This is a genomic window from Fictibacillus sp. S7 (genome assembly GCF_004127935.1).
GTDB lineage: Bacteria > Bacillota > Bacilli > Bacillales > Fictibacillaceae > Fictibacillus_C > Fictibacillus_C enclensis.
In genome coordinates this window covers 3,112,387-3,138,167 of record NZ_QJKL01000001.1, presented here as the reverse complement: position 1 = coordinate 3,138,167, position 25,781 = coordinate 3,112,387, and the positions used below count along the sequence as shown (strand labels likewise).

Annotated in this window: 19 protein-coding genes and 3 rRNA genes; 10 read left to right on the top strand and 12 right to left on the bottom strand. The window is 46.0% G+C overall.

Translation table 11 applies throughout. From position 1 onward, the window contains the following. Positions 1-37: 37 nt before the first annotated feature. The 11 genes from DMO16_RS16325 to rpmH form a co-directional block, all read right to left on the bottom strand. Positions 38-883 carry a ParB/RepB/Spo0J family partition protein gene (locus DMO16_RS16325; RefSeq protein WP_061973105.1) on the bottom strand — a complete coding sequence of 282 codons (846 nt, stop codon included), beginning with the start codon at positions 881-883 and terminating at the stop codon, positions 38-40. After that, entirely contained in the window at positions 864-1,637 is a 774-nt protein-coding gene (locus tag DMO16_RS16320) for a ParA family protein (protein WP_061973102.1), read from the bottom strand. The genes DMO16_RS16325 and DMO16_RS16320 overlap by 20 nt, the downstream gene beginning before the upstream one ends. A gap of 159 nt (positions 1,638-1,796) precedes the next feature. Then, positions 1,797-2,651 carry a nucleoid occlusion protein gene (gene noc / locus DMO16_RS16315; protein ID WP_061973100.1) on the bottom strand — a complete coding sequence of 285 codons (855 nt, stop codon included), beginning with the start codon at positions 2,649-2,651 and terminating at the stop codon, positions 1,797-1,799. A gap of 134 nt (positions 2,652-2,785) precedes the next feature. Beyond that, complete coding sequence (gene rsmG / locus DMO16_RS16310; RefSeq protein ID WP_129478633.1) at positions 2,786-3,502, bottom strand: 16S rRNA (guanine(527)-N(7))-methyltransferase RsmG; 717 nt, start codon at positions 3,500-3,502, stop codon at positions 2,786-2,788. A 16-nt stretch (positions 3,503-3,518) separates the two neighbouring features. Next, positions 3,519-5,405, bottom strand: a complete 1,887-nt coding sequence (gene mnmG, locus DMO16_RS16305) for a tRNA uridine-5-carboxymethylaminomethyl(34) synthesis enzyme MnmG (RefSeq protein WP_061973095.1) — start codon at positions 5,403-5,405, stop codon at positions 3,519-3,521. Between the two features lie 15 nt (positions 5,406-5,420). Beyond that, positions 5,421-6,797: a tRNA uridine-5-carboxymethylaminomethyl(34) synthesis GTPase MnmE gene (mnmE, locus tag DMO16_RS16300; protein ID WP_129478631.1), complete on the bottom strand. Its 1,377-nt coding sequence runs from the start codon at positions 6,795-6,797 to the stop codon at positions 5,421-5,423. Between the two features lie 235 nt (positions 6,798-7,032). Continuing rightward, positions 7,033-7,653 carry an RNA-binding cell elongation regulator Jag/EloR gene (gene jag, locus DMO16_RS16295; RefSeq protein WP_129478629.1) on the bottom strand — a complete coding sequence of 207 codons (621 nt, stop codon included), beginning with the start codon at positions 7,651-7,653 and terminating at the stop codon, positions 7,033-7,035. Continuing rightward, on the bottom strand, positions 7,650-8,423 hold the full coding sequence (gene spoIIIJ, locus DMO16_RS16290) for a YidC family membrane integrase SpoIIIJ (protein ID WP_061973087.1): 774 nt from the start codon (positions 8,421-8,423) through the stop codon (positions 7,650-7,652). The genes jag and spoIIIJ overlap by 4 nt, the downstream gene beginning before the upstream one ends. A gap of 34 nt (positions 8,424-8,457) precedes the next feature. Beyond that, positions 8,458-8,682: a membrane protein insertion efficiency factor YidD gene (gene yidD, locus DMO16_RS16285; protein WP_061973085.1), complete on the bottom strand. Its 225-nt coding sequence runs from the start codon at positions 8,680-8,682 to the stop codon at positions 8,458-8,460. Then, positions 8,679-9,038 (bottom strand): ribonuclease P protein component, encoded by a 360-nt coding sequence (rnpA, locus tag DMO16_RS16280; RefSeq protein ID WP_061973082.1) that lies wholly within the window; start codon positions 9,036-9,038, stop codon positions 8,679-8,681. Before rnpA ends, yidD begins: the two co-directional genes overlap by 4 nt. 140 nt (positions 9,039-9,178) lie before the next feature. Then, a complete protein-coding gene (rpmH, locus tag DMO16_RS16275; RefSeq protein WP_007201576.1) occupies positions 9,179-9,313 on the bottom strand; it encodes a 50S ribosomal protein L34 in 135 nt (44 codons plus the stop codon). Positions 9,314-10,068: 755 nt separating this feature from the next. Between rpmH and dnaA the strand changes: the two genes are divergently transcribed. From dnaA to rrf, 10 genes are all read left to right on the top strand, one after another. Further along, positions 10,069-11,421, top strand: coding sequence for a chromosomal replication initiator protein DnaA (gene dnaA / locus DMO16_RS16270; RefSeq protein ID WP_061973079.1), 1,353 nt, complete (start codon positions 10,069-10,071; stop codon positions 11,419-11,421). Positions 11,422-11,633: 212 nt separating this feature from the next. Further along, the gene (dnaN, locus tag DMO16_RS16265; RefSeq protein WP_129478627.1) at positions 11,634-12,776 is read left to right on the top strand and encodes a DNA polymerase III subunit beta; all 1,143 of its coding nucleotides are present in this window, start codon (positions 11,634-11,636) and stop codon (positions 12,774-12,776) included. 107 nt (positions 12,777-12,883) lie between these two features. Continuing rightward, positions 12,884-13,096: a S4 domain-containing protein YaaA gene (yaaA, locus tag DMO16_RS16260; protein WP_129478625.1), complete on the top strand. Its 213-nt coding sequence runs from the start codon at positions 12,884-12,886 to the stop codon at positions 13,094-13,096. A 14-nt stretch (positions 13,097-13,110) separates the two neighbouring features. Then, on the top strand, positions 13,111-14,232 hold the full coding sequence (gene recF, locus DMO16_RS16255; RefSeq protein ID WP_061973071.1) for a DNA replication/repair protein RecF: 1,122 nt from the start codon (positions 13,111-13,113) through the stop codon (positions 14,230-14,232). Between the two features lie 8 nt (positions 14,233-14,240). After that, a complete protein-coding gene (remB, locus tag DMO16_RS16250) occupies positions 14,241-14,516 on the top strand; it encodes an extracellular matrix regulator RemB (RefSeq protein ID WP_061973069.1) in 276 nt (91 codons plus the stop codon). Between the two features lie 54 nt (positions 14,517-14,570). Beyond that, entirely contained in the window at positions 14,571-16,493 is a 1,923-nt protein-coding gene (gene gyrB / locus DMO16_RS16245) for a DNA topoisomerase (ATP-hydrolyzing) subunit B (protein WP_061973066.1), read from the top strand. 102 nt (positions 16,494-16,595) lie between these two features. Further along, positions 16,596-19,154, top strand: coding sequence for a DNA gyrase subunit A (gene gyrA, locus DMO16_RS16240; RefSeq protein ID WP_129478623.1), 2,559 nt, complete (start codon positions 16,596-16,598; stop codon positions 19,152-19,154). Between the two features lie 356 nt (positions 19,155-19,510). Further along, positions 19,511-21,058 (top strand): 16S ribosomal RNA (locus DMO16_RS16235). Positions 21,059-21,274: 216 nt separating this feature from the next. Beyond that, a 23S ribosomal RNA gene (locus DMO16_RS16230) occupies positions 21,275-24,213 on the top strand. A gap of 191 nt (positions 24,214-24,404) precedes the next feature. Then, positions 24,405-24,520: ribosomal RNA gene (gene rrf, locus DMO16_RS16225) — 5S ribosomal RNA — on the top strand. Together the 16S, 23S and 5S rRNA genes form the textbook arrangement of a ribosomal RNA operon. A 182-nt stretch (positions 24,521-24,702) precedes the next feature. Here the strand turns inward: rrf and DMO16_RS16220 are convergent. Then, positions 24,703-25,674 carry a YaaC family protein gene (locus tag DMO16_RS16220; RefSeq protein WP_129478621.1) on the bottom strand — a complete coding sequence of 324 codons (972 nt, stop codon included), beginning with the start codon at positions 25,672-25,674 and terminating at the stop codon, positions 24,703-24,705. Positions 25,675-25,781 lie beyond the last annotated feature (107 nt).

Sequence of the window (25,781 nt, the reverse complement as noted above, 5' to 3'; positions counted from 1 at the left end):
TAAAAGTACAAAAAGAAAAACCACCGCTTCGATGGTTTTACTGCTTTCCGATGAGATCGAGGATCCGTTCCAGATCTTCATCGGAGAAAAATTCAATTTCTATTTTGCCTTTTCGTTTTGTCCGTTTAATAGAAACTGAAGTGCCGAAATGGTCTCTGAGTGTTGATTCCTTTTCGACGATAAAGACACTTTTATCCTCGCTTTTTTTCTTTGTTTCACGTGGAACGTTAAGATTCACCTGTTGGATCAGCTTTTCAAGTTGGCGGACGTTGAGCTTTTCATTCACGCATTTCTCGACAACCGCCTGCATCTTTGCTTTCTTTTTCAATCCAAGCAGTGCCCGCCCGTGCCCCATGGAAAGCTCCCCTTGGGACATCATGTCCTGAACAGGATCCGGCAGCTGAAGCAGTCTCACAAAGTTGGCAATGTGCGGTCTGCTTTTGCCCACACGGCTTGCCAGTTCTTCCTGGGTGATTTTCAAATGCTCCATGAGCTTCTGGTAAGCCTGAGCTTCTTCGATAGGATTCAAATCTTCACGCTGAAGATTTTCAATCAGGGCAATTTCCATCATCTTTTGCTCTGTAAATTCCTTAACGATTACCGGCATCCGTTCCAATCCGGCTTCCTTTGCTGCCCTAAAACGGCGTTCTCCTACCACGATTTCATAGCCTTTAATGCTTTTTCTTGCAATGATCGGCTGCAGAACTCCATGCTCCTTGATGGACTCTGTCAGTTCTGCAATAGCTGATTCATTAAACACTTTCCTCGGTTGATAGGGATTGGGACGCAGTTCGGTTATTTTGATTTCAGAGACCGTATCTTCATTTTCAAAATCCGTGCCCGGAAAAAATGCATTAATTCCTTTACCTAACCCTTTCGCCACTGCCAATCACTTCCTTCGCTAATTCTAAATAAACTTCTGCACCTCTGGATTTAGGGTCGTAAATAATAATCGGTTTTCCATGGCTTGGCGCTTCAGATAGACGAACATTTCGAGGAATAATGGTGGTATAGACTTTATCCTGAAAGTACTTTTTCACTTCTTCAATAACCTGGATTCCCAAGTTGGTTCTGGCATCGAGCATTGTCAGCAGAACACCGTCAATGGTCAAATCCGTATTCAAATGCTTTTGTACGAGGCGGACCGTATTCAGCAACTGGCTCAAACCCTCGAGCGCATAATACTCACATTGTACCGGTATAACCACTCCGTCTGCTGCTGTGAGTGAGTTAATGGTCAATAGTCCGAGAGAAGGAGGGCAGTCAATAATGATAAAGTCATACTGGCGTTCAACAGACGAAAGGGCCCGTTTCAGCCTTACCTCCCTGGAAATGGTCGGCACCAGTTCAATTTCAGCACCAGCCAGTTGAATGGTCGACGGCAATATATGTAATCCTTCGCAAATCGTTTCCATAATGATGTCTTTTACTTCTGCGTCGTCGACAAGCACGTTATAGATGCATTGATCCACATCGCCTTTATCGACGCCAACTCCGCTCGTAGCATTCCCCTGCGGGTCTATATCAACAAGTAAAACCTTTTTGCCGAAATAAGCTAAACATGCTCCGAGGTTCACGGATGTCGTTGTTTTTCCAACCCCACCCTTTTGATTGGCAATTGCAATGGTTTTAGCCACGATGACACCTACCTCAATTCTTTACGAGAGTTCATTTCTTTCATCATATCATGAATTCCTCTTTTTTCTTACGGAAAATTCATAAAAAAGCGCAGAAAAATGTTCGGTTTTCACCCACAAAAAAGCTCCCTTCAGGATGGCTGAAAGGAGCTGTGACGGTTACTTTTTCGGTATGCGGATCGTGAATTGGTAGAATTCCTCATGATCCTCTTCTTCTGTATTTATGGTAAGGCCGCTTTGGAGAACCATATCCACGGACTGGCGGACAGTATTGATGGCCAGCCGCGTGTCCTTGCTGTAGGATTTCCTTTTCGCCACAGGTTTCTTTTCCTGGTTTTCTCCCTCAATCAGCTTTTTCACACGTTCTTCCGTCTGTTTGACGTTCAGGTGTTTTTCCAGAATCTCATTCAGGACGGCTTCCTGCTTATCGGGGGATTTAAGGATAATGAGAGCTCTTGCATGGCGTTCAGTGATTTGCTTTTGCAGCAACGCATCCTGGATGGGCTGGGGAAGTTTCAGCAAGCGGAGTTTGTTCGCTACCGTTGACTGTCCTTTTCCAAGCTTCTGTGCCAGACCTTCCTGGGTAAGGCCGTGAATCTCAAGAAGTTTGGCATAGGCCATCGCTTCTTCAATGGCTGTCAGTTCTTCGCGCTGCAGATTCTCTATAAGTGCAACAGAAGCCGTCTGACCATCATCAAATTCCTTGATGATCGCCGGAATGGCTTCCCAGCCAAGCTTTTGAACGGCTCGCCACCGGCGTTCTCCGGCAATAATTTCATAGGAACCATTTTCGGATGTTCTGACCACAATCGGCTGGATAATTCCGTGCGTTTCAATCGTTTGTGATAATTCTTCAATTCGTTCATCTATAAAAACGGTACGGGGCTGGAATTGGTTCGGGTGAATATTTTTCACCGGGAGCTGCACTATTTCTTCGTTATCGTTTTTCTCTTCAACTTCAGCTGTCTGATTTTTTTCGCCGATGCCGAATAAACGTGAAAAAGGATGTTTCATATGAATGACACCACCTTTTGTTATCTATCTTAGATTTTCGCTCTGCCCATCTGTTTTCCTGCCGGTTTTTGAAAAATTCTTTGGTATGCCAGCGTATGTATGCCAATGTTTCACGTGAAACATTGGCTTGCAGATTATGAAAGAGGACTCTTGTTTGGTGTCCCTGGCTTTCTTGGATATTTTTTTGGTGTGGCTTTTTCTTTGTCCACCAGAACGATGAATCTGTCGCTGTTCTCTTCAGGCAGCTTAAAGGAAAAAACATCGTTTACCTTTCCGCCCAATAGCTGGACAGCCTTTTTGCTGTCTTTCATCTCTTCCGGAAGCTGAGCGCCCTTCATCGCGAGAAAATGTCCGCCCTTTTTGGCAAGGGGAAGACACAATTCACTTAAAACAGACATTCTTGCCACTGCACGGGCCAGTACAAGATCATATTCCTCGCGTGTTTCTGGACGGTGTCCGAAGGTCTCTGCCCTGTCATGATAAAGTGATACATCACTTAATTCCAGCTTTTGTGTTAAGTGCGCCAAGAAAGTAATTCGTTTTTTCAATGAATCGCAGATTGAAAGCTTAATATGGGGAAAACAAATTTTCAGCGGGATGCCCGGAAAACCTGCTCCTGCACCCACATCGCAAACCGACAGCTCCTGATTAAAATCGAAAAAGAAGGCCGCAGACAGTGAATCATAAAAATGCTTCAGGTAAACTTCCTCTTTGTCCGTAATCGCGGTCAGGTTCATTTTCTCGTTCCATTCCACGAGAATGTGAAAATAGTCTTCAAACTGCTGAAGCTGGCGGGAAGAAAGGCGGATGCCCTTCTCCCCGAGTTTTTCTTCAAAGGTTGTTATATCCATTTCGTCCTCCAAACGCTTAATCTGCGGTTTTGGCCAGTTTCCCCTGCTCCAGGTAAACAAGCAAAATTGAAATGTCTGCAGGATTCACACCGGAAACCCGGGAAGCCTGGCCAACAGACAATGGACGGACTTCAAGCAATTTTTGTTTCGCTTCGGTTGCCAGTCCGTTAATGGCCATATAGTCCAGATCAACTGGCAGCTTTTTGTTTTCCATTTTTCTCATTCGTTCCACTTGAGCGAGCTGCTTGTCGATGTATCCGGCGTATTTCGCCTGGATTTCCACCTGTTCGGCAATCACTTCATCCACAGCCGGCTCGGCAGGATGAATTTGTGCCACCACATCATACGTGATTTCCGGCCGTTTTAAAAGGGTAGCTGCTGTCATCGGTTCTTTTAGAGGTGAGCTTTTTGCCCCTGCAAGAATGTCCTGTACTTCAGGCGTAGGTTTGACGGTAACATGCTCAAGACGTTCAATTTCCTGGCGAACCTTTTCTTTTTTCACCAAAAACCGGTCATACCGTTCTTGAGGAATCAAGCCGATTTCATAGCCTTTTTCCGTGAGCCTCAAGTCTGCATTGTCGTGGCGGAGAAGCAGACGGTATTCGGCACGTGAAGTAAGCAGGCGGTACGGCTCATTTGTGCCTTTTGTAATGAGATCGTCGATGAGTACACCAATATAGGCTTCGGACCGGTCCAGAATCAGAGGGTCTTTGCCCTTCACTTTTAACGCAGCATTGATCCCCGCCATAACTCCTTGCCCGGCAGCTTCTTCATAGCCGCTCGTACCGTTTAGCTGTCCGGCAGTGAAGAGTCCTTCAACGAGCTTCGTTTCAAGGGACGGCCACAGCTGGGTTGGAACGATGGCATCATATTCAATCGCATAACCGGCACGCATCAGTTCAGCTTTCTCGAGGCCAGGAATGGTGGCAAGAATTTTCCGCTGTACATCTTCTGGCAGACTTGTAGAAAGACCTTGTACATAAACTTCTTCAGTATTTCTTCCTTCCGGTTCCAGAAAAATCTGGTGGCGCGGCTTATCGTTAAAACGAACCACTTTATCTTCAATGGAAGGGCAGTACCGGGGTCCGGTTCCTTCGATCATTCCCGAGTACATTGGGGAACGGTGAAGGTTTCCATTAATGAGTTCGTGTGTTTCAGGACTGGTATAGGTCAGCCAGCATGGAAGCTGGTCTGTAATATACTTCGTTGTTTCATATGAAAAAGCACGGGGTACCTCATCACCTGGTTGAATTTCTGTAACAGAATAATCAATGGTTTTGCTGTTAACGCGCGGAGGAGTACCTGTTTTAAAGCGGACCATTTGAAAACCAAGCTCTTGAAGATGGTAAGAAAGATTAACCGATGGCTGCATGTTGTTTGGACCGCTCTCGTAAGAAAGCTCACCAATGATGATTTTCCCTCGGAGGTAAGTTCCTGTGGTCAGAACCACGGCAGAAGCGCGATATTCTGCTCCCGTTTTGGTGATTACACCTTTACAAACGCCATCTTCCATCAAAAGGCGTTCAACCATGCCTTGTCTCAGTGTCAGGTGTTCGGTGTTTTCCATGGTCTTTTTCATTTCATTCTGATACATAAACTTATCGGCCTGGGCTCTGAGCGCACGAACCGCAGGTCCTTTTCCGGTATTCAGCATACGCATTTGAATATGCGTTTTATCAATATTTCGAGCCATTTCCCCACCGAGCGCATCAAGTTCGCGCACGACGATTCCTTTGGCAGGACCGCCGACAGACGGGTTGCACGGCATATAGGCAATGGTATCCAGGTTAAGGGTTAAACAAAGGGTTTCAGCTCCCATTCTTGCAGAAGCAAGTGCGGCTTCAACCCCTGCGTGGCCGGCTCCAACGACAATCACGTCAAATTGGCCTGCATCATATCCCATTATTTCTTCCTCCTTTTATTTCCCTAAACAGAACTGGGAGAACAACTGGTCGATCAGACTCTCGGAAACGGTGTCTCCAACAATCTCACCAAGAATCTCCCATGCCCTTGTTATATCAATTTGTACCATATCGATTGGCAAACTCATTTCGATGCCGTTCAGGGCCTCATCGATATGGCGAATAGTTTGCTGCAGGAGCGCAATATGTCTTGAATTCGAAACATACGTAATGTCCTGCGCTTCAATGCCTCCCTGGAAAAACAACTGGGCAATCCCCTCTTCAAGGCGATCCACCCCTTCTTCATGAAGAAGGGAGGTTGTGATCACAGGATGAGGTCCTGCCAGTTCCTTTACCCGGCTCATATCTATTTTTGGCTCCAGGTCTGTCTTATTGACGATCACGATAACATCAAGACCTTTTACCGCTTCAAAAAGGTTTTCATCCTCAGCGGAAAGAGATTCATTGCTGTTGATAACCAGCAATATCAAATCCGATTCTTTCAGCACTTTCCTGGATTTTTCAACCCCGATCCGTTCCACGATGTCTTCAGTCTCCCGAATCCCAGCGGTATCTACAAGGCGAAGGGGAACACCTCTAACATTTACGTACTCCTCAATCACATCGCGGGTCGTGCCGGCAATTTCCGTAACGATCGCTTTATTTTCATGAACAAGCGCATTCATCAGTGAAGATTTCCCCACGTTTGGGCGGCCGATAATGGCGGTTGAAAGACCCTCCCGCAAAATCTTCCCTTGCTGTGCCGTTATCAGGATTTTCTCTACTTCATCTTTTACAAAACCAAGCTTTTCATTTAAAAGCGCGTGCGTCATTTCCTCAGCGTCATACTCCGGATAATCGATGTTCACTTCCACATGGGCAATGGTTTCAAGCAGTGTCTGCCTTAATTTACCCACCAGCCTGGAAAGCCGGCCTTCCATTTGATTCAATGCGACATTCATGGCCCGGTCCGTTTTGGCACGGATCAAGTCCATGACCGCTTCCGCCTGGGACAGGTCAATACGTCCGTTTAAAAAGGCCCGTTTCGTAAATTCACCCGGCTCGGCAAGCCTTGCGCCGTGGTTTAAGACAAGCTGCAGCACCCGGTTGACCGAAACAATACCGCCGTGGCAGTTGATCTCAATCACATCTTCTCTAGTGAAGGTACGCGGGCCACGCATGACGGAAACCATGACTTCCTCGACGGCTTCTTCCGTTTTTGGCTCGATGAGTTTTCCGTAATGAATCGTATGTGATTCTGCATCCTGCAGCTTCATTTTTCCCTTATATATAGAATCGGCAATCGAGACCGCTTCGCTGCCGCTTAACCTGACAATTGCGATAGCACCTTCCCCCATCGGTGTGGAGATCGCCGTAATTGTATCGTATTCCATCCTTCTCACCTCTCTTTGAAACCCAAAACTTACTGTATCTATACTATTATTTCCGTTATTTGCGTTTCTAACTATCCACAGTGGATAACTTTGTTACAAACGAATACATATTTATCCACAATACCTTTTAGTTTAACCCAGTTCGACTGCAAAAGGCAATGAAAAAACCCGCCTTCCCTTGTAAAAATAAAGGATGGCGGGCAGATACAGCGGGCGGTGCCCTGCTATAGTATCGTCAGTTCTTCGCGGGGCGGATGATGACCTTTCGGAACGGTTCTGCCCCTTCTGAAGATGTTTCGATTTTTTTATTGTTTCGAAGGGCCATATGTATGGCTTTTCGCTCATTGGACGGCATCGGATCAAGGGCAACGCCTTTTCCTGTCGCAGCCACTCTCTGGGCAGTGTGCATGGCCAGCCGTTGGAGCGATTCGCGGCGCCGCTCTCTGTAGTTTTCAGCATCGAGTATGATCCTGAGATAATTACTCGAATGATTATTGGCTACGAGATTGGTCAAGTACTGCAGAGAGTTAAGGGTTTGTCCCCTTTTTCCAATCAGAATGGCGATTTTTTCACCTGAAAGCTCAAAAATCGTTTCTTCACGGTTTTCTTTAAGTGAAATGGTAACAGGCACACCCATTTTATCGGCGACTTCCTGTAAAAAAGCAACAGCGGTCTTGATTGGATCCGGCTTGATGGAAACCTCGATGAGCGCAGGTTTGCCGCCAAAACCCAAAAAACCTTTTTTCGATTCTTCAAGAACTTTTACCTCAACCTCTTCTTTGGAAGCCTGAAGTTCGGCCAGTGCTGCTGAAACTGCTTCTTCAACTGTTTTTCCCGTTACCTGAATCTGTTTCACTTTTTAGCTCCCCTATCCAATTGGTTTGTCTTTTTCCTGTTCGGGGCTGTAATAAAATATGTCTGTACAATCATGAACATGTTACCAATTACCCAATAAAGCGATAATGCTGCCGGGAAGTTAATGGCAAAGACAACAATCATAACCGGCATGATGTAGAGCAGCATTTTCATCTGTGGATTTGGATTGTTTGTACCGCCCATCATAATCTTCTGCTGAAGGAAGGTCGTGATTCCGGCAATAATCGGCAAAGCATATACAGGATCTGGATTTCCCAGGTCAAACCATAAAAAGCTGTGGTTTTTGATTTCCTGAGTACGCATAATGGCATGATAGAAACCAAGCAAGATCGGCATTTGGATCACCAAAGGCAGACAACCTGCAAGCGGGTTTACCCCCTGGGACTGGAACAACTGCATCGTTTCCTGCTGGAGTTTTTGCTGTGTAGTCGCATCTTTTGAACTGTATTTTTCACGAAGCTTCTGCAGTTCAGGCTGAATATCCTGCATTGCTTTTGAGCTTCTTGTCTGTTTGATCATGAGCGGCAACAACGCAAGACGGATCAAAATGGTAACAACCACAATGGACAGCCCGTAATTGTTCCCCATCATCTCGGCGAATTGAGTAATTACCCAGGATAACGGATAAACAACGTACTCATTCCAGACTCCGGTACTTTCTGAAGTTATTGGTGTTTTTACAGAACTACAGCCAGACAATAAAAGCATTAAACTGGCCAGAGCAAACGGTATTCCTAATTTCTTTCGCACTCCTCATCCTCCTTAAAGCATTGTTTCTATATTTTCAGCGCTTCTTCTTTTCGGGTACAGGATCAATCCCTCCAGGATGGAAAGGATGGCATTTTAAAATCCTCTTTAACGTCAGCCACGATCCCTTAATGGCCCCAAATCGTTGAAGCGCTTCAATTCCATAATGCGAACATGTGGGATAAAAACGGCAGGTCGGCGGGGTCAACGGTGAGATAAACCGTTGGTAAAAACGAAAAATCAGGATCAAAAGCCGTTTCATTTACGCTTATCCCTTGACTGTCTGAACAAACCGGCACGCTGCAGCACATGCAGAAGGCTTTTTTCCATCTCAAAGTAATCCATGTCAGCTGTTGGATTCCGGGCAATAACAATATAATCCCTGCTGGATGCAATCTCCTCTTCGTGCTTCATAAATATTTCTTTCACTACTCGCTTGATTCGGTTGCGGGTTACGGCTTTTCCCACCCGCTTGCTTACTGACAAACCCAATCTTAAATGAGGCTGATCGTTTTTTTCCAGCGCATATATTACAAATTGGCGGTTGGCAGACGATTTTCCTCTTTTAAACACTTCTTGAAACTCTTCATTCTTTTTTAAGCGCTTTTGCTTTTCCATCCGGCAACACTCCACCTGGATCTCAATACTTCTCTAATACATTCCATTCTTATCATTAACAGTATCGGCTACTTCATTTTATTTAAACAATTATCAACTTTTCCCTTATATCAGAAAAAAGACCACTGATTGTCAGTGGCCTATGCAGATAATACTTTTCTTCCTTTTTGGCGGCGGCGAGCTAGAACTTTACGGCCGTTCTTTGTTGCCATACGCGCACGAAAACCATGTACTTTCTTACGTTTACGGTTATTTGGTTGAAACGTTGGTTTCATTATATATTACACCTCCCTGAGGATATATCAAAAAGACAGTCTAAGTAAGTATAAGGATTCAACCCTCTGTTTGTCAAGACTTCTTGAAATTTATTTAAGGAACAAGAATATTACGCTCCAGGATGTCTTTTGCCGATCTTCTCCCTTATTTTTTTAATTCGACACGCTGTGGATAGTTTTTTCGACACGATTTTCATTATCCACACCCTTTATCGACAAGTTTTACACAAAATCTTGTGCTGTGGACAACACCTTTACACAAGTTGTAGGGGTTGTGGATAAGTACGAGAAACTCATTGCATTCATGGTATTTTTTTGATATGATTGTTGTGTTTTAACTCGTTGATAACTTCATGCGACAATATTTTTATCCACATGCTGTGGATAAAGTTGTGGACATTTAAAATAAGATGTTTATAAGGTTGTCCACATCCTCTGAATGAAACGCCTTATACTGATTTTCTACTATATTAATAGATTGTGCACGTTTGCTGTGAATAGAATAATTATGCGTACGTATACATACGGCTGTACAACGCTTATACATCATGGTGTATTCTTCAGCAACTGTGCCCTCATCAAAACCTCAAGATCCATTTAGTCAAAGCTTTTTTATCATTTTGAACATCGATTTCGATTTTCATTCGCTAAAACAGCCTTTGACTAATCTTGGGGTTTGCTTTCGCTAGTCCACAAAAGAGCAGCAATTTTATGGAATATCTTCGTTTATATAAATTACTTAGGAGGTACTGTTGGTGGAAAATATTAATGACCTATGGAACAAAGCATTGGCTGCCATGGAAAAAAAGGTCAGCAAACCCAGCTTTGAGACATGGTTAAAGTCCACAGCGGCGCACGCACTGCAAAATGATACGCTCATCATTACAGCACCGAACGAGTTTGCCCGTGACTGGCTGGAATCCCGTTATTCCACCTTGATTTCCGAAACTCTTCAGGATGTGACAGGGGCTGCGCTGGATGTCAAATTCATTATTCCTCAAAATCAGATGGAAGAAGAAGTTGACTTTGAAAAAGTATTGAAAAAAACGCAAAAAGTGAACGTGGAGCAGCAGGAGGAAGTTGCCCAGAGCATGATGAACCCAAAGTATACCTTTGACCGGTTCGTTATCGGATCGGGCAACCGGTTTGCCCATGCGGCATCTCTGGCTGTAGCAGAAGCACCGGCCAAAGCATACAATCCGCTCTTTATTTACGGAGGAGTCGGCCTGGGAAAGACCCACTTGATGCATGCGATCGGCCATTATGTGGTTGACCATAAGCCGAATGCAAAGGTGGCTTATCTGTCATCTGAAAAGTTCACTAATGAATTCATTAACTCGATTCGTGACAATAAAACGGTCGAATTTAGAAATAAATTCAGAAGTGTCGACATTCTTCTTATCGATGATATTCAATTTCTTGCCGGAAAAGAACAAACTCAAGAAGAATTTTTCCATACATTTAACGCGCTTCACGAAGAAAGCAAGCAAATCGTCATTTCAAGTGACCGCCCTCCCAAGGAGATCCCGACGCTTGAGGACAGGCTTCGTTCCCGCTTCGAATGGGGATTGATCACGGACATCACTCCGCCTGATCTTGAAACAAGGATCGCCATACTGCGCAAGAAGGCGAAAGCGGAAGGTCTGGATATACCGAATGAAGTGATGCTGTACATCGCCAATCAAATTGATACCAATATTCGTGAGCTGGAGGGGGCTTTGATTCGTGTAGTCGCCTACTCTTCACTCATCAACCAGGATATGAATGCAGATCTTGCAGCCGAGGCACTTAAGGATATTATTCCTTCCTCCAAGCCGCGCATGATTACCATTCACCACATCCAAGAGATTGTCGGGCGGCATTATAACATCAAGCTTGAAGATTTTACTGCGAAAAAGAGAACAAAATCGGTTGCTTTTCCCCGCCAGATTGCCATGTATCTTGCAAGGGAACTAACCGACAATTCTTTGCCCAAAATTGGAGAAGAATTTGGCGGAAGAGACCATACTACCGTGCTTCATGCTCATGAAAAAATTTCGAACCTAATGGTTTCTGACCAGCAGCTGCAAAAAAGTATCAAAGAAATCCACGATCAGTTAAAATCGTAATACTGTTCCATATGTCTTTTTGCTGGGGATTTTGTGAATAACTTGTTCGCTCTTATGCACAGTCTGTCCACATGTGGATAGGCTGTCTTTCCTTGCATTTCACATACTTATCCACAGATTCACAGGCCCTACTATTACTACGACTGTTTTTTATTTAAAAAAATTAATAATATAACCGAATTCCAATAAGAAAATTGTTCAGGGGGATGATCATGAAATTTCAGATTAACCGAAGCCAGCTAATTGAAGGTGTACAGGATGTAATGAAGGCTGTATCTTCAAGAACGACGATACCGATTTTGACGGGTATAAAAATGGTGGTTCACAGTGAAGGGATGACACTGACTGGAAGTGACTCCGATATTTCCATCGAACGCCTGATTCCAATGGAAGAAAATGGGGAAGTCAATCTTGAGGTCCAAAAACCAGGAAGCATTGTTCTTCAGGCAAGGTATTTTTCCGAAATCGTAAAAAAAATGCCGAATGATACCGTGGAAGTTGAAGTGGGAGAGCGTTTTGAAACAAAACTCCGCTCCGGAGCTTCCGAATTCAGCCTTGTTGGTCTGGATCCAGAAGAATATCCCCGCCTTCCGCAGATTGAAGAACAAAACGTGTTCAGTATCCAGGGAGATCTGCTTCGCCAAATTATCAGACAAACTGTCTTTGCGGTGTCCACGTCAGAAACACGTCCTATATTAACCGGTGTGAACATTAATCTTGAAGACAATGTTCTCAGCTGTGTAGCGACAGACAGCCACCGACTTGCACAGAGGACCGCAAGAATTGAAAGCAATACAGAAGGGCTTTCGTTCCAAAACGTAGTGATTCCAGGAAAAAGCTTAAATGAATTGTCCAAAATTGTTGAGGAATCTGCAGAGCTAGTGCAAATCGTTGTTACAGACAATCAGGTTTTATTTAAAACAAAAAATACGTTATTCTTTTCAAGACTGCTTGACGGAAATTATCCGGATACAAGCAAATTGCTTCCAAGTGAAAGCAAAACAACGTTAGGTTTATCGACGAAAGATTTTCTTCAGGCAATTGACCGGGCGTCTCTGCTTGCACGCGAAGGACGAAACAATGTGGTGAAACTTGCCACGCTCGATAACCAGACCATTGAAATTTCATCCAATTCTCCGGAAATCGGTAAAGTGTACGAACATGTCGTCACGGAATCCATGGAGGGTGAAGAGCTGAAAATTTCCTTCAATGCGAAATATATGATTGATGCATTAAAAGCGATGGACTGTTCAGAGATTCAGGTTTTGTTTACAGGAGCCATGAGGCCTTTCCTCATTACCCCGGTGGACAACGAAATCATCAAACAGCTGATCCTGCCTGTCCGAACATATTAAAATTTAAGTATGACAACGATAAAAAAAGCTGCTGGTTCTCCGGCAGCTTTTATGCCTTTCATAAAGGGTTGAAAATAGAGAATACTAGTCTGAAAAGGAGTGTTATGATGGAGAACGTGCAAATAACCACTGAATACATTACTCTGCAGCAGCTGCTCAAACATGTAGATGCCATCTCAAGTGGGGGAATGGTAAAATGGTATTTAGAAGAAAATGAAGTGCTGGTTAATGGTGAGCGGGAAAACCGCCGGGGAAGAAAGCTTTACGAGGGAGATAAAGTTTCTGTTCCCGAATTGGGCGAGATCACTGTTTCCAGATAAATGGGGGTATCCCGTTGTATATTGAACAATTGGACATAAGAAATTACAGAAACTATTCATCCCAGCATCTTGATTTCGAAAACAAGGTCAATGTGTTTTTGGGTGAGAATGCTCAGGGGAAAACAAATGTGATGGAAGCCATCTACGTTCTGGCCATGGCAAAGTCCCATAGAACTCCCCGCGATAAAGAATTAATCTATTGGGACGAAGAATATGCTAAAATAGAAGGACGGGTTCAAAAAAGGACCGGTCCATTCAGTTTAAGCCTGGTTGTTTCACAAAAAGGCAAGAAAGCAAAAGTCAATGGACTGGAACAGCGGAGATTGACTGACTATATAGGGGCGTTAAATGTCGTCATGTTTGCACCTGAGGATTTGAATCTTGTTAAAGGGAGTCCCCAGGTGCGACGTCGTTTTATTGATATGGAGATCGGGCAGGTTAATCCGGTCTATCTTCATTATTTATCGCAATATCAAAAGGTTCTTGCCCAGCGCAATTCTCTTTTGCGGGACATGCAGCGCAGCCGTTCCAAAGAAAATACGGTCATGCTTGATATTTTGACAGAACAACTGATACAGGCGGCAGCACGGGTAACGGAAAAGCGAGTGAGTTACATGAAACTCCTCCAAAGCTGGGCCGATCCCATACACCACGGCATCTCCAGAGGGCTGGAACGCCTTGAAGTGATATATAAACCGACTGTAGAGGTATGTGAAGAGCAAGAATTGTCGAAAATGATAGAAGCATATGAAGAAAAGTTTGTTAAAATAAAAGACAGAGAAATAGAACGCGGCACCTCTTTGTTCGGCCCGCACCGCGATGATCTGCTTTTTCATGTGAATGGGAAAGATGTACAGACGTTCGGTTCACAGGGCCAGCAGAGGACCACGGCGCTGTCGATCAAATTAGCAGAGATTGATCTTATTCATTCAGAAGTCGGAGAGTACCCGCTGCTCCTGCTGGATGATGTTTTGTCAGAACTTGATGACTACCGGCAATCTCATTTGCTGAATACAATACAAGGCAAAGTACAGACCTTTGTTACCACAACAAGCGTGGAAGGCATACACCATGAAACGCTCGATAAGGCAGCAACGTACCATGTTGAACAAGGTGCGATTGAACGGATAAGGTGAGGTGGACTATGTTATTGCATATTGGCGAAGAAGCGGTTATTCAGCAAAAGGAAATTGTGGCGATTCTTGATTACCGTGCGCTTGAGAGCTCGGAATTAATGAGTGCCTTTTTAAGACAGCATAAAGAAATGAAAAGCATGGTGAACTTATGCCATACCAATCATCATCCCAAATCTGTCATCATTACAAAAGAACATGTCTATATCTCCCCTCTATCCTCAATCACGTTAAAAAAGCGGGCAGGAGAACGGATTGATTTTGCCCATAGCTCGTACGTCAAGTAAGACAGGCAATCGTTTAAAAATGTTCCCGAAACCGAAATGTAGGTGAAGAAAAAAATGAGTACTGATCAAGAATTAGAACAGCATTATGATGAAAGTGATATTCAGGTATTAGAAGGACTGGAAGCTGTCCGCAAACGCCCGGGTATGTATATTGGCTCCACCAATGTGAGAGGATTGCACCATCTCGTATGGGAAATTGTCGACAACTCCATTGATGAAGCGCTTGCCGGATACTGTGATGAGATTACAGTAACGATCGAAAAAGACAACAGCATCACCGTAACCGATAACGGGCGCGGAATCCCGGTCGGAATCCATGAAAAAATGGGACGTCCGGCTGTGGAGGTCATCATGACGGTTCTTCATGCCGGCGGTAAATTCGGCGGCGGAGGCTATAAAGTATCCGGTGGCCTGCACGGGGTAGGTGCATCGGTTGTTAACGCGCTGTCCAGTGAAATGGAAGTTACCATTTACCGTGACGGAAAGATTCACTATCAGAAATATCACAGGGGAATTCCTACTGCTGACCTTAAAGTGATCGGCGAAACGGAAGACAGGGGTACAAGAACTCATTTTGTGCCGGATACAGAAATTTTCACAGAAACCATTGAATATGATTTTGAGACTCTGTCCCAGCGGATCAGAGAATTGGCCTATCTCAACCGTGGCATTAAAATTGTCGCCATCGACAAACGTGAAGAAGAACCTGTGGTACAGGAATATCACTATGAAGGCGGAATTAAATCCTACGTTGAACATATCAACCGCTCGCGTGAAGCGATTCATGAGCCGATTTTTATTGAAGGTGAAAAAGAAGGCATTTCTCTTGAAATTGCCTTGCAGTATAACGACAGCTATACAAGCAATATTTACTCGTTTGCCAACAATATTAATACACATGAGGGCGGTACGCATGAATCCGGATTTAAAACCGCCCTGACCCGTGTAATTAACGATTATGGCCGACGTAATAATATTTTTAAAGACAGTGATACGAACCTTTCCGGTGATGATGTACGTGAAGGCTTGACGGCGATCATCTCCATCAAGCATCCGGATCCGCAGTTTGAAGGACAAACGAAAACAAAGCTCGGCAACTCTGAAGCAAGAACGATCACCGAATCACTGTTTTCCGAACAGTTTTCTACCTTTATGCTTGAGAACCCTGATGTGGCACGGAAAGTAGTGGAAAAAGGGATGATGGCGCTCCGTGCCCGCGTGGCTGCGAAAAAAGCGCGTGAGTTAACCCGAAGAAAAAGCGCACTGGAGGTTTCTTCTCTTCCAGGAAAGCTTGCCGATTGCTCATCCAAGGATGCCAGCATCTCCGAGCTGTACATCGTTGAGGGTGACTCAGCGGGCGGATCCGCCAAACAGGGGCGTGACCGTCACTTCCAGGCCATTTTGCCATTGCGCGGTAAAATCATTAACGTGGAAAAAGCGCGTCTTGATAAAATTCTCTCAAACAATGAGATCCGTGCCATCATTACAGCACTTGGCACCGGGATTGGAGAGGACTTTGACATTACCAAAGCCCGCTATCATAAAGTCATCATCATGACGGATGCCGATGTCGACGGCGCGCACATTCGTACACTGCTTCTGACGTTCTTCTATCGTTACATGCGGCCGATCGTGGAAAACGGCTATGTCTATATTGCCCAGCCGCCTTTATACAAAGTGCAGCAGGGAAAACGGATTGAATATGCTTATAATGATAAAGAAATGGAAAGAATTATGGGTGAGCTTCCGCAGAATCCGAAACCTGGCGTTCAACGTTATAAAGGTCTTGGAGAAATGAACCCTGCACAGTTATGGGAAACCACAATGGATCCGACTACGCGGACATTGCTGCAGGTTGAACTGAAAGATGCAATTGAAGCGGATCAAACCTTTGATATTCTGATGGGAGATAAGGTTGAACCCCGCCGCGATTTCATTCAGGAAAACGCCCATTATGTAAAAAACTTGGATATTTAACATCAGTGGAAACAGGGGACACCCTGTTTCTCTTACCGTTTTTATAGATCTTTATTTAAGTAAAAAGTAAATGGAACATGCAGTAAATGGAGGTTAGAATCAATGTCTGAAGCAGATCAATCCCGGGTGAAGGAAATAAATATCAGCTCGGAAATGCGTACTTCTTTTATGGATTATGCGATGAGTGTTATTGTCAGCCGTGCTCTTCCGGATGTCCGGGATGGCCTGAAGCCTGTTCACCGGCGTATTCTTTATGCCATGAACGACTTGGGCATGACCGCAGATAAAGCATACAAGAAGTCAGCGCGTATCGTCGGAGAAGTAATCGGTAAGTATCACCCGCACGGCGACTCTGCCGTGTATGAAACCATGGTCCGTATGGCACAGGATTTCAACTACCGCCACATGCTTGTTGACGGACATGGTAACTTTGGATCCGTTGACGGTGACGCCGCAGCGGCCATGCGTTATACCGAAGCCAGAATGTCCAAGATTGCCATGGAAATTGTCCGTGACATCAATAAAGACACCATTGATTACAAAGATAACTATGACGGCTCGGAAAGAGAACCCGTTGTTATGCCTTCCCGTTTTCCAAACCTGCTTGTTAACGGTACATCGGGAATCGCGGTGGGTATGGCAACGAACATTCCTCCTCATCACCTTGGAGAAGTCATTGACGGTGTGCTTGAACTTAGCCAAAATCCTGACATCTCAATTCCTGAGCTTATGGAATTTATTCCTGGCCCGGATTTCCCGACAGCAGGTGAGATCCTTGGTCGTGAAGGAATCAGAAAGGCCTACCAGACAGGAAGGGGTTCCATCATTATCCGTGCCAAAGCGGAAATTGAAGAACAATCCAATGGCAAAAACTTCATCATTGTCAGCGAACTTCCTTATCAGGTCAACAAAGCCCGATTGGTAGAAAAAATTGCTGAATTAGTAAGAGACAAAAAAGTCGATGGCATTACTGATCTTCGTGACGAATCCGACCGTAACGGGATGAGAATTGTTATTGAAGTCCGCCGCGATGCTAATGCCAATGTGCTGTTGAATAACCTGTACAAGCATACGGCACTGCAAACAAGCTTTGGAATTAACATGCTTGCCCTTGTCGATGGGCAGCCGAAGGTCCTTAATTTAAAGGAATGTCTGCATTATTATTTGAAACATCAGCAGGTTATTATTCGCAGAAGAACCGAATTTGAGCTTCGCAAGGCTGAAGCCAGGGCACACATTCTCGAAGGTTTGCGCATTGCGCTTGATCATCTGGATGAAGTCATTGCGTTGATTCGCGGATCAAGAACTACAGACATTGCACGTGACGGTTTGATGGAAAGGTTTGGTCTAAGCCTTGAACAGGCCCAGGCAATCCTGGAAATGCGCTTGCAGCGTCTGACCGGTCTGGAACGCGATAAAATTGAAAATGAATATAAAGAGCTTGTTGCTTTAATTGCCGAACTCCGCGCGATACTGGCGGACGAGGAAAAAATCCTTGAAATCATCCGTGAAGAACTCACCGAAGTTAAAGAGCGTTTTGCGGATGAGCGCCGAACCAATATTACGGTTGGCTTTGATATGATCGAGGATGAAGATTTAATTCCAAGAACAAACGTAGTTATTACTCTGACCAACAATGGCTATATCAAACGACTTCCGATCTCAACGTACCGCTCACAGCGACGGGGAGGAAGAGGTATCCAGGGTATGGGCACAGGTGATGAAGATTTCGTGGAACACCTGTTCACCACGAATTCCCATAACACGATCTTGTTCTTCACCAACAAAGGGAAGGTATATCGTCTAAAAGGATACGAAATCCCTGAGATGAGCAGAACTGCAAAAGGAATTCCAATTATCAATATGCTTCAGGTTGAACGCGGAGAAACGATTTCTGCTGTTATTCCGGTGGAAGAATTTGAAGATACCTGGTATCTCAACTTCATGACACGACACGGGATTACCAAGCGTTCACCGCTTTCCCAATTTGCCAATATCCGCAAAGGCGGTTTGTTTGCCATTACCTTGCGTGACGAGGATGAATTGATGGGCGTCAAACTGACCGATGGCAACAAAGAAATCATTGTCGGAACAAGCAAAGGTATGGCGATCCGTTATAAAGAGGATGATGTGCGGTCCATGGGCCGTACAGCTGCAGGTGTAAAAGCCGTCACTCTTGGCAAAGACGATTATGTTGTCGGCATGGAAGTACTTGATGAAGGGCATGAGGTCCTGATTGTTACGGAAAATGGCTTCGGCAAACGTACGCCGATGGAAGAATACCGACTGCAGTCCCGTGGCGGTAAAGGGATTAAAACATGCAATATTACCGAAAGAAATGGCGATATCACTGCCCTTAAAACCGTTACAAACGATCAAGATCTGATGATCATTACCGCAGACGGCATTCTTATCCGTATGAATGTGGAAGGCATCTCTTCCATGGGCCGAAACACACAAGGTGTGAAGCTGATCTCCATGCAGGAAGGCAATCACGTGGCCACGGTAGCAGTCGTTGAAAAAGAAGAAGAATTGGATGAAGCCATTGATGAGGCCATCGAAGAAACAATGGAACCCAGCGCTGATGAACAAGAAGTAAAAATGGAAACAAATGAAACTGAAGTACATGACGAAGACAGCGATACCGATCCAGAAGAATAAGCAATACAGTAAAAAGGCTGTTAAAAGTGAATCCACTTCTAACAGCCTTTTTTTCTTTGATTCATTTCTTTTCAGTAGAAATACATTTTTTATAAAAAACACTTGCAATGTATATAATAAGATGGTATATTTATTTAGCTTCTTGTTAAGCCTGTTCGGCAGGCAAATCTTTGAAAAAACTTTTTAGAGAAAATGGTTGACTTGATAGATGCTAATATGGTATTCTAATAAAGTCGCCAAAACGAGCGGCGCAAACAAAATGTTCTTTGAAAACCAAACAAAAGCCAGAGTAAGTCAGGGATTTTACAATCCCATCAATTTCTTATTTTTAAACATTAAGAGCTATATCAAACACTTTATTGGAGAGTTTGATCCTGGCTCAGGATGAACGCTGGCGGCGTGCCTAATACATGCAAGTCGAGCGAATGACGAGGAGCTTGCTCCTCTGATTTAGCGGCGGACGGGTGAGTAACACGTGGGTAACCTGCCTGTAAGACGGGGATAACTCCGGGAAACCGGAGCTAATACCGGATGATAACGAGAAGCGCCTGCTTCTTTTTTGAAAGTCGGTTTCGGCTGACGCTTACAGATGGGCCCGCGGCGCATTAGCTAGTTGGTGAGGTAACGGCTCACCAAGGCGACGATGCGTAGCCGACCTGAGAGGGTGATCGGCCACACTGGGACTGAGACACGGCCCAGACTCCTACGGGAGGCAGCAGTAGGGAATCTTCGGCAATGGACGAAAGTCTGACCGAGCAACGCCGCGTGAGCGATGAAGGCCTTCGGGTCGTAAAGCTCTGTTGTCAGAGAAGAACAAGTACCGGAGTAACTGCCGGTACCTTGACGGTACCTGACCAGAAAGCCACGGCTAACTACGTGCCAGCAGCCGCGGTAATACGTAGGTGGCAAGCGTTATCCGGAATTATTGGGCGTAAAGCGCGCGCAGGCGGTTTCTTAAGTCTGATGTGAAAGCCCACGGCTCAACCGTGGAGGGTCATTGGAAACTGGGAGACTTGAGTGCAGGAGAGAAAAGTGGAATTCCACGTGTAGCGGTGAAATGCGTAGAGATGTGGAGGAACACCAGTGGCGAAGGCGGCTTTTTGGCCTGTAACTGACGCTGAGGCGCGAAAGCGTGGGGAGCAAACAGGATTAGATACCCTGGTAGTCCACGCCGTAAACGATGAGTGCTAGGTGTTGGGGGGTTCCACCCTCAGTGCTGACGTTAACACATTAAGCACTCCGCCTGGGGAGTACGGCCGCAAGGCTGAAACTCAAAGGAATTGACGGGGGCCCGCACAAGCAGTGGAGCATGTGGTTTAATTCGAAGCAACGCGAAGAACCTTACCAGGTCTTGACATCCTCTGACCACTTGAGAGATCAAGCTTTCCCCTTCGGGGGACAGAGTGACAGGTGGTGCATGGTTGTCGTCAGCTCGTGTCGTGAGATGTTGGGTTAAGTCCCGCAACGAGCGCAACCCTTGACCTTAGTTGCCAGCATTCAGTTGGGCACTCTAAGGTGACTGCCGGTGACAAACCGGAGGAAGGTGGGGATGACGTCAAATCATCATGCCCCTTATGACCTGGGCTACACACGTGCTACAATGGGTGGTACAAAGGGTTGCGAAGCCGCGAGGCCGAGCCAATCCCAAAAAGCCACTCTCAGTTCGGATTGTAGGCTGCAACTCGCCTACATGAAGCCGGAATTGCTAGTAATCGCGGATCAGCATGCCGCGGTGAATACGTTCCCGGGCCTTGTACACACCGCCCGTCACACCACGAGAGTTTGTAACACCCGAAGTCGGTGGGGTAACCTTTTGGAGCCAGCCGCCGAAGGTGGGACAGATGATTGGGGTGAAGTCGTAACAAGGTAGCCGTATCGGAAGGTGCGGCTGGATCACCTCCTTTCTATGGAGACATGAGCACTCAGGTGCCTCATGAATCTTACTCTGAGCTTTTGTTTGGTTTTGAAAGAACATCGTTTCTTTCAATTCATAAAGGTTACACATTTGATGTGGCCATGTTCCTTGAAAACTAGATAACGAAACATCCAAACAAGCCAACTAATTCATTAGTTGTGCGCTGATTTAGTGATTTTTTTACGATCTTACGATCGTGTTTAAAGGTTAAGCTAGAAAGGGCGCACGGTGGATGCCTTGGCACTAGGAGCCGAAGAAGGACGGGACGAACACCGATATGCCTCGGGGAGCTGTAAGTAAGCGTTGATCCGGGGATTTCCGAATGGGGGAACCCACCATCCGTAATGGGATGGTATCCATATCTGAATACATAGGATATGAGAAGGCAGACCCGGGGAACTGAAACATCTAAGTACCCGGAGGAAGAGAAAGCAAATGCGATTTCCTGAGTAGCGGCGAGCGAAACGGAAACAGCCCAAACCAGAGGGCTTGCCCTCTGGGGTTGTAGGACACTCTACATGGAGTTACAAAGGAACGGGGTAGATGAAGCGGTCTGGAAAGGCCGGCCAAAGAAGGTAACAGCCCTGTAGTTGAAACTTCGTTCCCTCCTGAGTGGATCCTGAGTACGGCGGGACACGTGAAACCCCGTCGGAATCCGGGAGGACCATCTCCCAAGGCTAAATACTCCCTAGTGACCGATAGTGAACCAGTACCGTGAGGGAAAGGTGAAAAGCACCCCGGAAGGGGAGTGAAAGAGATCCTGAAACCGTGTGCCTACAAGTAGTTGGAGCCCATTAACGGGTGACAGCGTGCCTTTTGTAGAATGAACCGGCGAGTTACGATAACGTGCAAGGTTAAGCCGAGAAGGCGGAGCCGCAGCGAAAGCGAGTCTGAATAGGGCGCCATAGTACGTTGTCGTAGACCCGAAACCGTGTGATCTACCCATGTCCAGGGTGAAGTTCAGGTAACACTGAATGGAGGCCCGAACCCACGCACGTTGAAAAGTGCGGGGATGAGGTGTGGGTAGGGGTGAAATGCCAATCGAACACGGAGATAGCTGGTTCTCCCCGAAATAGCTTTAGGGCTAGCCTCGCGGCTAGAGTCCTGGAGGTAGAGCACTGATTGGACTAGGGGCCCCCACAGGGTTACCGAATTCAGTCAAACTCCGAATGCCAGAGACTTATCCGCGGGAGTCAGACTGCGAGTGATAAGATCCGTAGTCAAGAGGGAAACAGCCCAGACCATCAGCTAAGGTCCCAAAGTATACGTTAAGTGGGAAAGGATGTGGAGTTGCCCAGACAACCAGGATGTTGGCTTAGAAGCAGCCACCATTTAAAGAGTGCGTAATAGCTCACTGGTCGAGTGACTCTGCGCCGAAAATGTACCGGGGCTAAACGTATCACCGAAGCTATGGATTGTACCATCAGGTACAGTGGTAGGGGAGCGTTCGAAGTGCGGTGAAGTCAGACCGGAAGGACTGGTGGAGCGCTTTGAAGTGAGAATGCCGGTATGAGTAGCGAAAGACAAGTGAGAATCTTGTCCATCGAAAGCCTAAGGTTTCCTGAGGAAGGCTCGTCCGCTCAGGGTTAGTCGGGACCTAAGCCGAGGCCGAAAGGCGTAGGCGATGGCCAACAGGTTGAAATTCCTGTACCACCTCCTTTCCGTTTGAACGACGGGGGGACGCAGGAAGGTAGGGAGAGCGCGCGAATGGAAATGCGCGTCTAAGCAGTTAGGCTGATTGTGAGGCAAATCCCGCAATCGTGAAGGCTGAGCTGTGACGGCGAGGGAAATTACAGTACCGAAGTCCCTGATCCTACACTGCCAAGAAAAGCCTCTAGTGAGGAAAGAGGTGCCCGTACCGCAAACCGACACAGGTAGGCGAGGAGAGAATCCTAAGATGATCGGGAGAACTCTCGTTAAGGAACTCGGCAAAATGACCCCGTAACTTCGGGAGAAGGGGTGCTCTGGTAGGGTTTATCGCCCGAGAGAGCCGCAGTGAATAGATCCAAGCGACTGTTTAGCAAAAACACAGGTCTCTGCGAAGCCGCAAGGCGAAGTATAGGGGCTGACACCTGCCCGGTGCTGGAAGGTTAAGAGGAGGGGTTATCCCTTAGGGGAGAAGCTCTGAATTGAAGCCCCAGTAAACGGCGGCCGTAACTATAACGGTCCTAAGGTAGCGAAATTCCTTGTCGGGTAAGTTCCGACCCGCACGAAAGGTGTAACGATTTGGATACTGTCTCAACGAGAGACCCGGTGAAATTATAGTACCTGTGAAGATGCAGGTTACCCGCGACAGGACGGAAAGACCCCATGGAGCTTTACTGCAGCTTGATATTGGATTTTGGTACAGTTTGTACAGGATAGGTAGGAGCCTGAGAAGTCGGAGCGCCAGCTTCGATGGAGGCGTCGGTGGGATACTACCCTGACTGTATTGAAATTCTAACCTGGAACCGTGATCCGGTTCGGAGACAGTGTCAGGTGGGCAGTTTGACTGGGGCGGTCGCCTCCTAAATCGTAACGGAGGCGCCCAAAGGTTCCCTCAGAATGGTTGGAAATCATTCGCAGAGTGTAAAGGCACAAGGGAGCTTGACTGCGAGACCTACAAGTCGAGCAGGGACGAAAGTCGGGCTTAGTGATCCGGTGGTTCCGCATGGAAGGGCCATCGCTCAACGGATAAAAGCTACCCTGGGGATAACAGGCTTATCTCCCCCAAGAGTCCACATCGACGGGGAGGTTTGGCACCTCGATGTCGGCTCATCGCATCCTGGGGCTGAAGTAGGTCCCAAGGGTTGGGCTGTTCGCCCATTAAAGCGGTACGCGAGCTGGGTTCAGAACGTCGTGAGACAGTTCGGTCCCTATCCGTCGCGGGCGCAGGAAATTTGAGAGGAGCTGTCCTTAGTACGAGAGGACCGGGATGGACACACCGCTGGTGTACCAGTTGTTCCGCCAGGGGCATAGCTGGGTAGCTACGTGTGGACGGGATAAGTGCTGAAAGCATCTAAGCATGAAGCCCCCCTCAAGATGAGATTTCCCATCACGTCAAGTGAGTAAGACCCCTTAGAGATGATGAGGTTGATAGGTCTGGTGTGGAAGCGTGGTGACACGTGGAGCTGACAGATACTAATCGGTCGAGGGCTTATCCTTAATTAAATCAGTAAGTTTGGATGAAGTTATCTAGTTTTGAGGGAATATGCCTCAAAAACAAAAGGTTTGTCAGCGACAAGAGATTCGAGGAAGCAAAACGAGGACTCTCCGGAGTGTACTTTACCGTACATGAGGAAGAGGAGGAGTGAAGCTGACGAAGAAAATCGCCGTTGATCACAAACCGATAGATGTCTGGTGGCAATAGCGAAGAGGTCACACCCGTTCCCATACCGAACACGGAAGTTAAGCTCTTCAGCGCCGATGGTAGTTGGGGGCTTCCCCCTGTTAGAGTAGGACGTTGCCGGGCAAATGAAAGCACTGCTGAACATTCAGCGGTGCTTTTTTGTTTTGTCGAAAGATGAAAATGACGTGATTTACAAGTGTTCTTTGTCGAACTGCAAGTAACGCAACGATTAGAAGACCAGGATATCCTCAAAGCCATGAATCACCCCTCGCCACAATATCCAATTAGTCCTTTGCCTTTAAAAATCAATAGCCCTCTCCCTGTAAATCCTTCCTGCGCAAATACTCACCCAGCAGATAAGGCACTTTGTACTGTGTAACGGCGAGAAACTCTTTAATAAAAGGGAGATCATTGGTCGTGTAGGAGTGGAAGATGTCACTCCACCATTCGGTTTCATAGCGGCACAACATACTCAGGTTGTAGAGTACCGCGTAATGAATCATACATTCATTCAATTCCTTCATTTCCCGCCTGCTGCCATACAAGTAATATTGACCGTTACTATGGTAACTGAATGGCTCGCACTCAAGAGGATGCAGCTCCTTGGATGAGTGTACAATGATGTGTTCCTTTGTTTCTTTTAATAACTGATACGTAATGGCTGGATTTTCATTCAGGAAAAGGAGGAACCTTTCCGTATTCATGTACAGACCGTCAAGGACCTCAACTGGAATCATCAGTTCCTGGTCCTTTCTGCAGACGGCTACATTTACCGATTCATTTTGCACATGCCAAAACAGATCTCTTAATTCAGGAATAAGAGGCATAATGTCGTTCATTTTCAGCTTTTCTCCTTCAGCATGTTTCACATGAAACAATTCAGTAGAAAAGTGATTAAAAAGGCCGCTTCTTTGGATTCTCACTTCATCATGAAGGAATTCATAATACTTCTTTTTCCGTTTCCTTGTCGTCACCCCATGGGCAAGCACGGAGCTGTTTTCCGGATAGCCGGGATCGACCGTCAGGATGCAGGCTTTAAGCAGCTGGATCATACCATAGAACAAAAGAACAGGCTGCAGCTCTGTAGGAGCTGTGCCCGCAAGATCATAATATTTTTTTCCGTGTTCGAGAAAATAGATAAAGGGGTAGCAGTTCTGGTAACTTTTGCTTTCTGCCTGCTCAATCCCTTTGCTGAAGTAACAAGAATAAAGATATTTTTGAGCCCTGCTTGAAGAGAGGAAGCTGCTGTACATAGACCAAATATTATGAGTTGACATGAGTGTGCTCCTCTCCTGTTATTTTTTGAAAAGTTAGACTTATTGTTCCTTCCTTGACAGTAGTTTATCCAGTTGTTAATCTACAAATAATATTTTACAGGAAGAAA